9 protein-coding genes and 1 pseudogene are annotated in these 15,971 nt (G+C 41.2%); 2 read left to right on the top strand and 8 right to left on the bottom strand.

From position 1 onward, the window contains the following. Together F6K49_RS11445 and F6K49_RS11440 are read right to left on the bottom strand one after the other, a co-directional pair. A partial coding sequence (locus F6K49_RS11445; RefSeq protein WP_293096705.1) for a caspase family protein occupies nucleotides 1-4,189 on the bottom strand: 4,189 nt, incomplete at its 3' end. Between the two features lie 229 nt (nucleotides 4,190-4,418). Continuing rightward, a complete protein-coding gene (locus tag F6K49_RS11440) occupies nucleotides 4,419-5,450 on the bottom strand; it encodes a PfkB family carbohydrate kinase (protein ID WP_293067286.1) in 1,032 nt (343 codons plus the stop codon). A 594-nt stretch (nucleotides 5,451-6,044) separates the two neighbouring features. Here F6K49_RS11440 and F6K49_RS11435 point away from each other — a divergent pair. Then, complete coding sequence (locus F6K49_RS11435) at nucleotides 6,045-6,611, top strand: hypothetical protein (protein WP_293022432.1); 567 nt, start codon at nucleotides 6,045-6,047, stop codon at nucleotides 6,609-6,611. Nucleotides 6,612-6,956: 345 nt separating this feature from the next. On the opposite strand, the gene F6K49_RS11430 is transcribed toward F6K49_RS11435, so the two are convergent. Next, entirely contained in the window at nucleotides 6,957-8,615 is a 1,659-nt protein-coding gene (locus tag F6K49_RS11430; protein WP_293067283.1) for an AMP-binding protein, read from the bottom strand. Nucleotides 8,616-9,131: 516 nt separating this feature from the next. Beyond that, entirely contained in the window at nucleotides 9,132-10,025 is an 894-nt protein-coding gene (locus F6K49_RS11425; RefSeq protein WP_293030265.1) for an FkbM family methyltransferase, read from the bottom strand. A gap of 543 nt (nucleotides 10,026-10,568) precedes the next feature. Here F6K49_RS11425 and F6K49_RS11420 point away from each other — a divergent pair. After that, entirely contained in the window at nucleotides 10,569-10,775 is a 207-nt protein-coding gene (locus tag F6K49_RS11420; protein ID WP_293030268.1) for a hypothetical protein, read from the top strand. A gap of 59 nt (nucleotides 10,776-10,834) precedes the next feature. Here F6K49_RS11420 and F6K49_RS11415 read toward each other — a convergent pair. From F6K49_RS11415 to F6K49_RS11400, 4 genes and pseudogenes are all read right to left on the bottom strand, one after another. Beyond that, nucleotides 10,835-12,362, bottom strand: a pseudogene (locus F6K49_RS11415) (IS66 family transposase). A gap of 113 nt (nucleotides 12,363-12,475) precedes the next feature. Further along, the gene (locus F6K49_RS11410; protein ID WP_293067277.1) at nucleotides 12,476-13,735 is read right to left on the bottom strand and encodes a Gfo/Idh/MocA family oxidoreductase; all 1,260 of its coding nucleotides are present in this window, start codon (nucleotides 13,733-13,735) and stop codon (nucleotides 12,476-12,478) included. Between the two features lie 10 nt (nucleotides 13,736-13,745). Further along, nucleotides 13,746-15,104: a D-arabinono-1,4-lactone oxidase gene (locus tag F6K49_RS11405; RefSeq protein WP_293067274.1), complete on the bottom strand. Its 1,359-nt coding sequence runs from the start codon at nucleotides 15,102-15,104 to the stop codon at nucleotides 13,746-13,748. Between the two features lie 46 nt (nucleotides 15,105-15,150). Next, complete coding sequence (locus tag F6K49_RS11400) at nucleotides 15,151-15,885, bottom strand: hypothetical protein (protein ID WP_293096699.1); 735 nt, start codon at nucleotides 15,883-15,885, stop codon at nucleotides 15,151-15,153. Nucleotides 15,886-15,971 lie beyond the last annotated feature (86 nt).

Here is a 15,971-nt window from a genome sequence, read left to right as displayed (position 1 = left end):
CGTTACTGCCACTGAGAATCTGTTTGCCATCTGGACTAAAAGCGATATCAGTAACACTATTGGTATGACCAACAAATGTATGGATTAGTTGACCGGTTTCTGTGTCCCACAAACGCACTGTTCTGTCGCCACTGCCACTAAGAATCTGTTTGCCATCTGGACTAAAAGCGATATCAGTGACAAAACTAGTATGACCTTCTAATGTATGGAGAGGAAGACCGGTTTCTGTGTCCCACAAACGCACTGTGTTGTCAAAACTGCCACTGATAATCTGTTTGCCATCTGGACTAAAAGCGATCGCATAGACAGTATTTGTATGACCTTCTAATGTATGGAGAGGAAGACCGGTTTCTGTGTCCCACAAGCGCACTGTGTTGTCAAAACTGCCACTGAGAATCTGTTTGCCATCTGGACTAAAAGCGATCGCATAGACAGTATTTGTATGACCTTCTAATGTATGGAGAGATTGATCGGATTTGGTGTCCCACAAACGCACTATGTTGTCCAAACTGCCACTGATAATCTGTTTGCCATCTGGACTAAAAGCGATCTCAGAGACCTCAGAAGTATGACCTTCTAATGTATGAATTAGTGTACCGGAATCTGTGTCCCACAAACGCACTGTGCTGTCTTTACTGCCACTGAGAATCTGTTGGCCATCTGGACTAAAAGCGATATCAGTGACAGAACTTAACTGATTTTTTATATGACCTTCTAATTTATGGATTAGTTGACCGGATTCGGTGTCCCACAAGCACACTGTGTTGTCGTTACTGCCACTGATAATCTGTTTGCCATCTGGACTAAAAGCGATATCAGTGATCCAATCTGTAGGACTTTCTAATGTATGGATTAGTGTACCGGAATCTGTGTCCCACAAACGCACTGTGTTGTCGTGACTGCCACTGAGAATCTGTTTGCCATCTGGACTAAAAGCGATCTCAGTGACAAAACTAGTATGACCTTCTAATGTATGAATTAGTGTACCGGAATCTGTGTCCCACAAACGCACTGTGTTGTCGTGACTGCCACTGAGAATCTGTTTGCCATCTGGACTAAAAGCGATCGCTTCGACCCGACTTGTATGACCTTCTAATGTATGGAGAGTAAGACCTGTTTCTGTGTCCCACAAACGCACTGTGGTGTCCCAACTGCCACTGAGAATTTGTTTGCCATCTGGACTAAAAGCGATATCAGAGACCAAACTAGTATGACCTTCTAATGTATGGATTAGTTGACCGGTTTCTGTGTCCCACAACCGCACTGTGTTGTCGGAACTGCCACTGAGAATCTGTTGGCCATCTGGACTAAAAGCGATCTCATAGACAGTATCAGTATGACCTTCTAATGTATGGATTAGTTGACCGGTTTCTGTGTCCCACAAACGCACTGTTCCGTCGTCACTGCCACTGAGAATCTGTTTGCCATCTGGACTAAAAGCGATATTAGTGACCCAACCTGTATGACCTTGTAAACGGTTCCTTTCTCGTACGTTATCTAAAGCTGTCAATAAGCTAGAATTAATTTCATTGATCACTGTTGGTTGTAAGGATTTTTGGTAATCTTGAATTTTAGCGGTTGATTCAATAGCTTGGAGCAATTCTTCTGTAGTAGATTCTACTGATAGAGAATACTTGATATTGGCAGCTTGTGCAAGGAAGTCTGAGTTAATTGCCCGTTTACGAGATTGTAAGCCAAAATGAGTCGATAATACTAAACCTGTACCTAACCCCAGCATAACTGCGATCGCAACACCCCAATTCCGACGAGTATTGAAGCTTTTTTGCCTGACGCTACGCTGCACAAACTCAGCTTCTACTTGGTTCAGCCAGTTATCATCAGAATTGAGTTCTTTATTCAATACATCAAGATAAGGATTGGCATTCCAAAGAAATTGTACGGTTTTATCTCTCGAATCTTTTTGTTGCTCCGGTGTCCGTTGCCACAATCGAGCCAACGGAGTATTTTCGAGGGTGTTTATTTTGTTAATAAAGTTTTCAGCAAGGTCAAGTCTCCCATTCAACCAATTAATCGCAGCTTCAGCCTTGGCTTCAAAACCGGATGATTGTTTTTTGCTTTTAAGATTTTTCCACTCCACCGCCGCAGGAGTCAACCGCCGTTGTAGAAGTAAATTTTCCTCCTCTTTTTGTTTCCACTCCAGCAACCTTTGCCAACCCCGCACCAAAGCATCATGGGCTGGTTCCACATAGGGATTGCGTACAGCATCAACTCCATTAACCAATAACCGTACGTTAGTAAAGCGCTTAATTACTTCGTTCACTAAACCATCTTTCTGACCCGGATATTTCAATTCTGATAACGATACGCGCCTACGGGCTAATTCTCCTCCACCTAGTGCCACCATCCGTAACATCACATGACGGATAACTTGGTCATAAGCGGGGTTTTTATTAACTAGCGCCTTATATTCTTCATCAGCCCTTTGAGTTAGTGATTGCATTACTCCCCCCAATTCAAGATAATCGGCTTGAGTCAACGCCCGGTCAATAGTAATACCCCTGTATTGTGCCTCCCGTTGCCGCCTTAAATACTTGATGAAGAATTCACTCAAGGCAAAAGACAGCAGGGGTAATGCTCCCGGCATATCCGCCACTTCATCAATTAATTGTTCAACTAAATCGTGGGGTTGAAAATACATTACCCGTGCTTGAGCCGGTTTTTCTATCGCTTCCCTTAGTTCCCCTCGTGTCATCGCCGGTACAATAAATCGTCTGCTGTGCCAACGCTTTTTAAGCACAGTTAAACCCACGTTATAGTCTGTGGGGACAAACGTTAAGCCAGCATCCCTGACTTGGGGTTCAAAGTCAGAGCGTAGGGTTAATACTACCCGTAATTTATCCCCATGGGTATTTATGGCTGTGAGTATCTGTTGGAAAAACGCCTGACGCTCATCTAAGTTTTGACAGAGTGTAATAATTTCTTCGCTTTGGTCAATCAACAGTAATAACTTAGAGTTGGGGTTATTCTTCGCCCAAACATCAATGCTCATTGCCAGGTTCTGCTGTGGGTTTTGTGGCTCAACCAAGGGTAACTTAGCTTCAGTCAGCACATTATTTAACCCTTGCAAGGGAGTCTCACCAGGACGAATGGGTGGCAAAATACACCATTTCTCGGTATTATATTGCCGTAGTTTGGGAATTAATCCTGCCTTGACCAAGCTAGATTTACCCGAACCGGAAGCACCCAACACCACTGTCAGGGGATGACTTTTCACAAAATCCTGTAACTTTTCTACTAGTAATGTTCTACCGAAAAACAGTGAACTGTGTTTCTCCTCAAAGGAGTTTAAACCGCGATAGGGATTTTGTGATTCATCTAAAGGTGGTGCGGGGGGTAAGTTAAGTTCATGTCCCGGAGAAAGAAAGATATATTCTCCCTTATCGTGCTTATTTAAACACCAAATACCAGGGGTTTGTCGTATCCGGCATTTTTCTGTGGGTATTTCGACTCGATCCCGTAAATATAAATATAATTCTGTGGCTGTAATTACCCCATCTCCCGCCGGTTTACCATTGGTAGCAGGAGGAATTATATCTGCTGCCCCTTCGAGGGCTTCTAATAATGCACTAGCAAAAGGGGAATGATTGCCGAATTGACCGCGTTCGTTATCTAAATTAAAGTTATCTAAAGCCTTTTGGTCAGAAGCTGAGGAGGTAATAATTTGCCAGGCTGGGTCACTAATAAAACGGTCGTATCGTTCTTTGTGAATTACTTCTGGTGATGTGAGTAGATCCCTAGTACTCGACCAACGGAAAGCACCAGCAAAACAGCAGTCGAGGATACCCAAGAAATGACGACAAGGTAATTGACTTAAAGCATCGTGTAACTTGGTCATGGGCAGATAACTATTAGTATCCCCCAGTAAAGCATCTTGAGGAATTAAGTAACCCGCCGGGCCATCATCCCCATTGAGAGCGACTCCATGACCAGCAAAGTAAAATAATAAGCGGTCATTTTCAGTAACTTGTTCGGGTAAGGTATGAGATAAAAATTTGTTAAACTTAGACAGAGTTGCCACTTCGTCTAGGCATTCCCAGACTTCGTAATCATGCTTCTCGCGGAGAATTTCTACTAGTTTTTTGGCATCGTTTACGGCAGTGTTGAGGGGAGAAATGCCGTTTCTGTAGTTATTGATACCGATGATAAAGGCGAGATTGCGAGAAAACATGTTATTCTCAAATGACTTCTGACTTCTGACTTCTGAACTTCTGACTTCTGACTTCTGACTTCTGACTTCTGACTTCTGCTATATGTGGGCAGTATAATCACGCTCACACAGCAGTGAGATGCTCCCTATTTATTCCTCAAGATAATCTGTTGACTTTACGCAGAAATTATTTTTTTCGTAATAAATCTTTACCTATTGATGAAAGCATCGAACAGAGAATTGCTATAGTTTATGCTTCAAGCTCCAACAATCCCCGTAAAGCCTCTTTCATCTCATCCTGACTAGTGGTGGCTGTCCCAAACTGACGCACCACAATGCTAGCGGCCAAATTCCCCAAAACCGCTGCTTCCCAGTAGGAAGCCCCCAGACACAAGCTCAAGGTCAGGGCTGCTACTACGGTATCCCCAGCACCAGTTACATCAAATACATCGGTGCGATTAAAGGCTGGGATATGCTCAACCTTACCATCACGACCAAACAAACTCATCCCCTGTTCACCACGAGTAATCAGAATTTCTTCCCCTTGAGTCAGTGCCAACAAATCTCTACCAGCTCTCAACAAATCCTCAAAACTCTTAATCCCATAGCCCACTGCTCGCTCCGCTTCTGGCAGATTGGGAGTAAAAACTATAGCGCCATGATAACGGGCCAGATCCTTCTGAGTATCTACAATGGTGCGGTCGTGAGACAAAACGGCTTCAATCACTGGTGGTGTAAACACACCATCTCCGTAATCAGAACAAACTACAGCATCCACCTGATCTAAATGCTGTTGTATTTGTGCTGCCAACTCTAACTGCTTATCCCGGTCGGGCAATTCATCTGACTTGCGGTCTATTCGCACAATCTGCTGAGTCACCGACTGACGGGCATGACCAGCAATCCGGCTTTTGGTCACAGTTGGTCGGTCTGGATCAATCACGATCGCACTAGTATCAATCCCCACCTCTTCAAACATCGTCCGCAGCACTTGCCCTTGAGGATCTTTACTCAAAAACCCAGCTACCTTAACCTTTGCTCCCAGCTTAGCCAGATTATAAACAGCATTTGCCCCACCACCAGGAGTTTGACGAGTGGTTTCATGACGTATTATTAATACTGGTGCCTCTCGTGAAATTCGTTCCACTTCACCTGTGAGAAACTCATCAAGAGTTAAATCACCAACCACCAGTACCTTGGATTGCTTAAAACCATCAATGAGCTCAAACAAACGTTGAGCTGAAGCAGCTACTTGAGTTTTGAAAGACGCAAATTCAGTCATATAGCAAAGAGAGTAGGGAGTAGGGAGTAGGGAGTAGGGAGTAGGGAGTAGGGATAATAAAATTTAATGTACTTGATAACTGTGAGCAACGCTATAGTTTAGTATTAATTAGTTTCTCCTTACTGTTACTTGAAATACCAGCGTGTCGCGTATCACCGTGTCGCGTATCAGCTTTTACCCAGACTTTCAATTCCCATTAATCTCGAACTATTAAATGCTCTCCTTTGGCCATTGCGCATTGCACATTGCCCACGCTACGCAAATGGCTGTTCGCGCACGCGTGGGCGTAGCGCATAGGCTGACGGATTAGTTGACCAGAATGTGTTTGGGATTTATTAACAAGTTTTTAACTAACTACTTGGACATCAATTCTGTTAACTGTGTTAATAAATTTAACGTTTATCAACCCTTTTCTATTCCCTGTTCCCTATTTCCTATTCCCTATTGCTATAGTATCAACCGTTATTCACATTTTTATGTAAACTTTATGTAAACTTTATGTAGTGTTTATAAATTCTACTGACCCTTGGTATAGACTTAATTTAAAAAATTAAAAATAAGTAATATCAACAAGTAATTTTCAGGGATAAATCAATGTTAAAGCTACAAAGTATCTGCCAAAACTTAGCACTAATCACTACTGGTGCGGCTTTAAGCCTAGCAGTGATTGACACTAATCCTGCCCAAGCTATTACCATTACCTATGAGTTTTCAACAGAAGAATTTTCTGGTAAGTTCAGCTATGATGACGCCAATGAAACTCGGAGAGAATTTGATTATCGTGAGCCTGATATTACCGTGGTCGAGTTAACGTATCCAGTAGATGAGATTGAGTTTTTTTTCAACAATAGAACCTATACCAAGGCGGATTCTACGAGACAGCCTGTATTGTCACTGTTTGAAGGTGCGGTAGGAGAGAGCGAGCAATTAAGTTGGGCTACAGAAGATTTTAGATTTAATCCTTATAGTGGTCCGAGTATTTTCGGAGACTTATTTACTGGATTCGAGGTAGATGGAGAGTTCGTAGACACAGCGATTGTTAGGCGGGTAGAAAATGAATCACCAGCAAGTGTACCTGAAGCTGGTACGGTTATAGGACTTAGTATTTTGGGTTTAGGTTGGCTCTCACAGAGAAAGATAGCATCTTCGCCAAGGGTATAGAAAAAACAGACTAAAAAAACCTAAGCATATCCGCTACGCGCACGCTACGCTAACAGCTATCAGCCGTCAGCCTTCAGCTTTTGAATGAAATAGGTAAGCATTTGCTAAATCTCAGTTCCCTGGCCTTTCGGCCAGGAATTCATAGTCTTTAGCCACGCTACGCGAATGGCCAACGGTTGATAGCTGAATGCTTACTCTTTTTCGAGCTGATGAGGCTTTCAATACGTGGAAGTAGCTACCATAGTTGAAACCCTTGACAAACCTTAACATACCTTGGTTAATTCACTACATATTTACCACTACCATTGATATTATTTACCTAAAACCTAGAGTTAATTTTCCTGACTATAGTACCGAAATGCAATCCCTTTTCAGGCGAACATACCGACCCTGACGTAACGCAAAATGTGGATATTTTTCAATTTGCTTAAACCCCTCAGTCTGTAGATGAGCTTTGATAATCTTCATAGTGGAAGTTGTTTCGTGATGCCGATCAACTAATCGAATAATGTGTGGGATAGCATAGGGAGATAAAAGTTCTTGCAAGTGAGTCAAGAAATCATCAAGAGTTTCACCTTCATCCAAAGACTCAATAGGTAAAATAGATGCCATCCCTACTTTACCCGATGCACCAGGAATTGGAACTCCATAAACAACCGCTTCTCGGACTTTACCCGTCGATAAAATTGCTTCCTCTACTTCCACACAAGAAACATTTTCTCCTTTCCAACGAAAGCTGTCACCCATACGGTCAACAAACATAAAAAAGCCGTCAGCATCTCGACATAGTAAATCTCCAGAACGCCACCACAAGTCACCTGGTTCAAATAAATTTCTCCAGAGTTTATCCTCATCTAGTTTTGGGTCAAGATAACCTCGATAGAAATTACCCGGAACCCGCAACACAGCCTCTCCAACTTCTCCCGGTGCAACAACTTTTCCTTGCTCGTTAACTAACGCTACATTGTTGGCATCAGGATGGTCTGGGGGAATAAAACCACAATAACCCGGTCTTCCCGTCCAATTTGTCAGTGCTGATGCTGGCATTTCTGTCGCACCGTAATGTTCTACTACTTTTTCAATCCCAAATCTTTCGATCACCTGCTCCCAGAGGGGAGATGTTAAACCATTACCAAAAATAACGCCCAGGGGATTTTTGGCATCCTCGGGTTGTTGGGGACTGTTGCTCAGATAACGCCACAGTTCGCCAATATAAACAACTGAATCACAATTGTAGGTACGCACATCCGTCAGAAATGCTCCCACAGAAAATTTATCGCGGACTACAGCACAAGCTCCCGCTTCTAAACAACTAGAAAAAGCCACAGCTAGCCCATTTCCATGATAGAGAGGCAAAGTGATGTAACACTTACTGTCATAAGACATCCCTGTTCGCAACGACCAAGCAATTCCCGCACCAATCATCCGGCGATGACTAAAGAGTGCGGGTTTACTGCGACCGCTAGTTCCGCTAGTAAAGATAATCACAACTGGGTCATCAAGCGTAACTTGACGACGGTGTTTTGCTGAAGTGCGACCCGACCAGGAACGTTCAAGAATCCAGTTTGGGTCATAGGTTTCTACTGATGGGATGGGCTGACCTATGGTAATCTTGACTCCTGAATTATGGGCTAAAGTTGATAATTTTTTATCTGATTCTCTGGCATTAAATAAAACTGCGACAATTCCTGCTTTAGCTAATCCCAAGACAGTAGCTAGGAAAACAGCACTGTTGTTTTGGTGAACCCCGATGTATTTTTGATTTGAGGAAATCGCCCATTCTGCTATTTTATCGGCTGCGCGATCAAGTTCTTGATAGCTCCAAGGGGATATAAAACCTACCTCATGAACTATTGGGCGGTGAGACAAATGAGCTACTGATTGTTCCCAGACATCCGCCCAACTATTGACGTTTTGTGCTGCTAAATCTTGCCATCTTTTGCTTTCATAACTTGCATATTTGTTGTATTGCTCAACAAGAGTATGTTCAGATATTTTTATCATCACCGATAATTCCCCTAATACCAACTGTGACAAAAGTTATATATAGCGCTTTTTATCCTAATGAAACACACAATATTTTTTCGATCTTACATGTTCCCTGTTCCCTGCTCTGAAGGCCCTGTTCCCTAACACAAAAAAATGTGTACCCCAGCTAATTTAAAACTCCTATATTTTTAATTAAAATTACTGATTACTTAACTTTTGTAGGTTTATTTATATTTTTTAAATCAATTTGTGGGCGTTAGTAAAATTCAATAGTCAGGGTTAATACTATCATAAAACTTATTTTGTTTGAATTTTATATAAAAAAATTACCATTAATTAACGCCATTTTTAATGGTTTTTTGTTGGGTATAACGAAGTTATACCCAACCTCCGATTATTCGTAATAGCCACCGTATGGGGTTATACAGTGAATTAAAAAACATATTTTTATCAAGTATTTTAAATTCATGTTTTTCATAAAATTATACAATTTATTTTCAAAAATATGTTTAGCACCATCATTTACAATCGTTATTTTATTCTTTTTGCATAGATAGTATAAAGTAATTCTTGTGAATAATGATTGGTGAAAACTGGATTAGTGACTCCTAAAATTGAGTAAGCTAAAAATTTTGGTGGTGAACCTGCTTCTACATAGCATTCAAAGCCTTCTTTTTCTAACATATTTTTGATGATATTTAAGCGGTCTTGGATGTCATGAACTTCTATAACCAACTGCTGGATTTTTTGCCAGTCTGCGGAATTGATTCCCTCAAGAATTTTAAGTTCAGCTTTTTCAGTATCTAATTTAACTAAATCTATCTGACATAACTCATGTTTTTTGATTATTTCAGATATACTCGTTAAAGTTACACTAGCTTGTTTGGTTTTCAAGAAAAACTTTTCTAAAATAAATTCCACTAATCTTGCTTTCCATGGAAACGGACATATTTTAATGATTTGTGTTATGATATTATTAGTTTTTTTTGCATTTTTATTATTTAAGTTGTTAATAATTAAGTTGGTAAAGTTGTTTTTCTCTGCCGGGCTAAACTTGGCATCTGCTCCTGATAATAATGAGTAATGAGGGAAGTAATCAAACGTTGCTTTACTATCTTCGTTCCACAATCCACAATTATAGCTAATAACATTAGTTAACTGCATATTTTTTTGCATAATTTTATAAATTTGTTTAATTGGTTCAAAACAAAATAGATTGATATTGCCTTGACAATATTGATGAGCAAAAAGTGCAAACAAACCTATGTTGGCACCAATGTCAAATACTGTATAACCTGGTTTTAAAGTTATCCCATGCTGCAAATAACTTTGTCTGACAAAAATATCATCATAAAGAAAAAGTGCTTCCTCCTCGTTGAGGAAATAAATTTTTTGTTGGTTTGGCAATTCTAGTGACTTTTTCATTGTTGTTGAATCTGGTGAATTGACATCCTCCTGACGCTGCTCTTAAAAGACAGCGCACCGATTCCTATCCATCAATCAAACAACTGTGCGTTGAACGAATGACTCAAGGCGGGCTTCACTTGCAGTGCAAGTACGTTTTAGGGGTAGATTTACGCTTCCTCCACGTCCATTTAGAGTCTCATTATGCCTCTCAGCGACTGTAAATAGTAAGAGTTGAATTGATTTTTTTCAACTTTTAAAGCTTGGTTTATCGGCTGTATTAATATGATACCATACTTTGCCACTTGTCATTCCCAGACGACGCCAAACTATCGTTATGGGTAACTGCTCACCGCAATAAAGATGCTCTATTGACAACGGAGAAGCCAAATTGAACACTTGGGTGTATATAGCAATCCTAAATAGGATGTAATAAGTGATCGGCTAAAACCCAGGTAGAGCAAGGATCGAATTTCAGAAATTACCACGACCTATTAAGGAATTGCTATATTGGCTCTTATGACTCACCGTTCGCTCACCCTTGGTGAGCCATTCGGAATCACAATGTCAAAAAGCTACGACATAAGGGTTGAAGGAGATATTGGGGTTTCCCAAGACTGGGATCGCGAATCTCAAAATGCGATCGCGAATCTCAAAGTGCGATCACGAATCTCAAAGTGCGATCGCAAATCTGAAAGTGGGTTGGCAAATGAACAAACAGTGAGATATGAGTCATTGTTAGCGGACAATATCCGCTTTCGAAGAACCTGAGGACTGGAATAGCTTTACCATTCGACCCATGAAAATAAAACTATGGTTTACTCTAATTGTCAGGAAAACTCCAAGCCTGGGGGACTTCGACCAGCCAAAGACAATAATTCACATAAAGCAGCGATGTTCCAAAAGAACCGCTTCGCGAACGCATTATTTCCTTGCAACCGCATCGAAACCAAAAAACTAAACATTTGGGCGACTAACTGTGCCCCCCAATCGCTTCAAGCCCCACCACTGACTTTGCGATGTATCACAATTGGGCCATTGCTCGCTCAGCATCATTGTTATCAGGTTTGACCTCTGGATGAGACAAAAAAGTGAACCACTCATTCCAATGACGCTGTAGTCGTTGAATCAATCTCAAAGTATCTGAGGGAGGGTATCCAAGAGTGTCTCTTCTAAGACTTTTTTAAGAGAAGCTTCTACACTTTCTCGTTGGTCATTGAGAGTTTGGCAACTAAGTTTTCCTTCTTGATAATCCTGATAGCAACTGCGAGCTTGCCACAACACTAATTGCACTTTGCTCGCAAACTGTCGATTGCCTTCAAAGCGACTGGTTAAGAGGGCTTTTAAGTCTCTCTCGAGATGGGCTAAACACTTCTGCTTGGCCTGAGCTCCTTGTGGAGAGTAGGCACTAAAACAATCAAAGCGTGAGTATTCCCTCAAACTCAGCTCCCAGTAATTTCTCTAGTTCAGCACTACTGCGTGTGGGTGCTAACATCTTAGCACATACCTGGTCACTGGTAGCTACCCACAACCAATACTTAATGCCATCTATACAGTAGGTCGTTTCATCCACACACCTGACCCCTGGCTGTCTGACGTAGGGAACGCCATTGTTGGTAAGAAGGCTCCAAACTCTCTTGGAACCAGCGTTGCATTTTTGCCAGACTTCCCTGAGAAATAGGAACCCCCAAGACATATAAAGGCAAAATATTCCTGTTTACGCCACGTCAAGTTGCCCCCATACCCTAACCAGCCCACAATGCTACAGAGTCGTCCCCCATAGCTGAATCCTTCTTTGACTCCCCAAGGCATAGAGCTATAACCAGACCATCCACAATTGGGACAATTGTATAGAGGGCGGCGATATTCTCTGATTTCTATTGGTTGCTCGACTACTTCAGCTACTTGCTGGACTTTTTGTGGAGCTTCTTCTACTACCTCTAAGGAAGTAGCGCACATGGGACAGCTTTAATGCTCGATAGTCACTATTTCGTGACTGAGTGCCAAATCCGTTACGGGTAATTCCAAAGATGATTATACTTGGGACCGCGCTTTTTCCCCTTTTTGCGCTTACTTTTGTTGCTGGGCTTTTGGAGTTGGTCAGAGGAAGGAGGGACTGAACTATTTTTCGAGGAGCGGTTTTTGAGCTTCAATACGCTCCTCCAAAAATTGTTCTATCTCTTGCTGCTGCCCAAAGATTTGTCTTTGCTGCTGTTCAATCACTCGTTGTTGAAGGGATAGTTGTTGTTGCAGCTTCACGAGCCACTCAACCAGCAGTACATTGGTCACCAACTGTTCGGAGGCGACGCTCATGACGGACTGGGAATTCTCGGTGGCGGTTGGAGTCATAAGAACCAATATACATCCAAGTGTTCAATTTGGCTTCTCCGTTGTCAATAGAGCATCTTTATTGCGGTGAGCAGTTACCGTTATGGCTCGGGTTTTCTGCCGACATTATGATAAAATTGTATTTAGGTGCGGTTGAGGTTGAGGTTGAGAGTTTCTGGTGTTAATAGCTCTTGGGAACTATATTTAATTTCAACGGGTAAACCACCACTATCTAAACTGAGACGACCAGCTTCAAGAATAGCTGTTGTCTGTAAAGTTCGAGCAGCAGTCGCTAGGATATTGTCAAAATCTTTGGGTTCCGCTTTTCCCTCATTAATACTGCCTACTGCATCCACAAATCTTTCAAGACTTTGATAACCGTAGGCTCCCTGTCCAGCAAATTTGCCATCAGAGGGTTCGTACTTCATAAATAGGGGGTTAATACTAGCATATCCCCCAGATACTGTTGCAGTTGTATAACCTCGATGAGCTTGATCGACTTGTAACTCTCCTTGATGACCCATGTAGAAAAACCGTTGTTGGGAATGAACGTCAGATTTAGGGGCAATCCATGATGCCGTATGAATGGAGATTCCTAAATTCCTACTCTCGATGTTTTCCCACTGAACCGTTAGGGTAATGGTATCTTCGGTATCAATGCCTAACTCTGTCTTGGCGACTCCAGTAGCAGCTAAAGCATTTACTTGGATGGGTCTGGCCCGATCCCCTATCATCCAGTCTAATAAATCTATGTGATGAGAGTTCAAATAGTAGCTAATGTCAGAAGAGCGCCCTGCCCATTGACCAAAAGTGTTAAGTTGACTTCTCGGCTGACTCATATAGCTACTCATATAACTAAAATCTCCATAGCTGCGAGCGCGATCGCGTGCATCAGAGTACATGGGGTCAAACCTCTTGTGCATCTCTATTCCCACCAGTACATTATGTTGCTTTCCAGCCTCGATTAATTTCTGATGTTCTGCTAGAGTTTTCACCAATGGTTTAGCAACTAAAACGTGCATTCCCTGACGAATAGCAGTCATGGCGATCTCAAAGTGGGTATCATCAGGTGTCACTACAATTACCCCACTTCCTGGCTTCATCTTCTCGATAGCAGTTTGATAGGCTTGGGGATTATAGTCATTGTCATCAGGAAAAGTATGGACGGAAGCATCTATTCCCTGATACCGAGAACTAATTTGTTCGGCAAAATGATGGCGAATCCCTGGAAAACGTTTTCCATCTCGTCCACAGAGGGAAATTTGCTCTACTTTTCCACGACTTCGGAGGTCGAAAAGCACCAAGGCTACAACACCAGCACTTTTGTCAGAATTAGCTGCTGCTCCGTGAACAAAACCTGTGACATATTCACCTGTTCCGATGACTAAAATATCTGTTCCCATGTTCGGATTTTTATGAGTAATACAAAGGCGTTTTTTTAGGTTTTACGAGTACGCGATCGCTATAGGAGTTACCAAATATATTATCTGGTTCAAGTTGAGAACGTACTTTATGAAAGTCGTTCCAGTGGGGATACATTTTTTCTAATTTATCAGCATCAGGCCCGAACCTTTTTGCCCAATGGGGACGACCATCTAATTTAGCCATAATTTTTTCATAGTCATCAAAATAGGATTGACAATCAACATATTTACCGTAGGGCATATAAGTAATAACCCCGATATAGCAGCTATCTCTACCCTGACAAGGACTTAACCAAATATCATCTCCTTTGACAAAGCGCACTTCAATGGGCAAATGAACTTGATAGTCTTTTTCTTTAATCATCTGGCGAATTTGCAAGATGGCTTCAGCCGTATGTTCTATAGGAATCGCCCACTCATTAACCTGCTGTTTAAATAGACAATCAAAATTGAATTGACTGACACTGTTCCCTCGTGACTGTTTTGACTTGCTGAACATTTGTTGAACGTACCAGCGATTAACCAGGGGAATCAGACGTTGATTATAAGTAGCTAAATATAAGAGCAGTTCAAATGTATAGTAACCAATAAGTTTTTCTCTATACCAACTCTGGAAGCGTTGGAAAAAATTTTGTTTGGGAGCAGTTTTTCCAGGTGGTTTGCGAGTTGCACTCCACTCCCACACCCTATCTGCATGGGGTAAATACCAAAAACGATAGTGGTCAGCTTGCAGGCGTTCTGGTAGTTTATCCAATACAGTTTCTAGAGTTTCTGGTTGTTCTCGTACTTCTAAGTCAAATTCTTTTGTTACTTGTAATTTAAGTTCTGTGACTAATCCCAAACTTCCTAGATGGCATTTGGCTGCATTAAATAGTTGATAATTTTCATCTTTGGAGATTTTGATAACTTCTCCTAAACCTGTTACCAGTGTAATTTCCTGAATAATTGTTGACAGTACCCCATAATTTAATCCTGTGCCATGAGTTGCAGTTGCCATTGCACCTCCTACAGTTTGAGCATAAATAGAACCTAGATTGGGCAAGGCTAGTCTATGTTTTGCTAGGCTTTGATTCAAATCTTTGAGGGTAACTCCTGCTTGAGTAACAACAGTTTGACTATCATAGTTGATATTTAGGATCTGATTTAAGCGATCGCTACAAACCAAATCCTGATTACTCATAGCAATATCGCTTGGGGAATGTCCTGAACCAAATACTCGGATTTTTGTTCCCTGTTGCATTACTTGGCAAACAATGTCTCTAGCTTCTTCAGTTGAAGCAGGGTAATGTACAGAAGTAGGTATGCACTGATACTGCTCAGACCAATTGATAAATTTATTTTGATTCATATTTCCTTGTTTACGGGCAAAAAATGATTGTGAGCCGATAAATTTATTATTCCAATATTGTGACAACTCCACGCTTAATTCTGGAGTGTTTTAGTTGTTTTTCTGCTCGCAACAATTTTGTCAACATTTTTTTTTTATGGTACTTTTGGCGTTCTTGACTATTCCAGGTAGTAATCCACTTAAGGTCTGATAGTTTAACCAATTTTGCCTGAGCTTGATTTTGATAAAGTTGTTGCAGTAAGGAAATAGTGGTTACTTCTTCCATGCCACCAGGTACATCCTTTATAAGTCCACTAGAAATTCCTAAAAACCCTGTTATGTTTAACTTTGATAAGTTCCACAAAGCTAAAGTATTCCAAGGAGAGGTCATACCATCTATAAATTTTACTCCAGCATCTCCTCCATGGGTTGAAATCATCTTTGCCCCCACTACCAGAGTGTCAGAGGTAAGGTGAGAATTCAAGGTTTCCACATCTGTTGATGATATATAGACTTCTAGACTTTGAAGCAAAAGTTTATCACCACCCAAATAAGTTGCTTCACATACAATCGCATTTAGGGGATGAGCTAGTCCTTTCCAGGGATTTATTAGCAGGGAAAGTACCTGTTCTGCAAACACCGAAACAATTTTGCTAATTTTGTCAAATAGTTGATTATCTGTAGCTCTTACTATATAATCAGCGTATTCTAGTACCTGATCACACCAATTTTCCACTTTACCTAATTCAGGGATATAACCATCAACACCACTATGGATTCTGGTTCCAACAATCAGAGACATTGCTATACTCAACACTAAAATTGGCACTAGTATAGTATATTGATAGGATAATGTTTATATTTCCACAATATATAAAATAACATGAA

The organism is Moorena sp. SIO3I6 (genome assembly GCF_010672095.1).
This window is presented reverse-complemented; position numbering and strand designations above follow the sequence as displayed.

What these genes read in the sequence shown, in the direction of transcription:
- F6K49_RS11440 (WP_293067286.1), bottom strand. Translation starts at nt 5,450, where the DNA reads ATGACTGAATTTGCGTCTTTCAAAACTCAAGTAGCTGCTTCAGCTCAA.
- F6K49_RS11435 (WP_293022432.1), top strand. Translation starts at nt 6,045, where the DNA reads ATGTTAAAGCTACAAAGTATCTGCCAAAACTTAGCACTAATCACTACT.
- F6K49_RS11430 (WP_293067283.1), bottom strand. Translation starts at nt 8,615, where the DNA reads ATGATAAAAATATCTGAACATACTCTTGTTGAGCAATACAACAAATAT.
- F6K49_RS11425 (WP_293030265.1), bottom strand. Translation starts at nt 10,025, where the DNA reads ATGAAAAAGTCACTAGAATTGCCAAACCAACAAAAAATTTATTTCCTC.
- F6K49_RS11420 (WP_293030268.1), top strand. Translation starts at nt 10,569, where the DNA reads ATGTCAAAAAGCTACGACATAAGGGTTGAAGGAGATATTGGGGTTTCC.
- F6K49_RS11410 (WP_293067277.1), bottom strand. Translation starts at nt 13,735, where the DNA reads ATGGGAACAGATATTTTAGTCATCGGAACAGGTGAATATGTCACAGGT.
- F6K49_RS11405 (WP_293067274.1), bottom strand. Translation starts at nt 15,104, where the DNA reads ATGAATCAAAATAAATTTATCAATTGGTCTGAGCAGTATCAGTGCATA.
- F6K49_RS11400 (WP_293096699.1), bottom strand. Translation starts at nt 15,885, where the DNA reads ATGTCTCTGATTGTTGGAACCAGAATCCATAGTGGTGTTGATGGTTAT.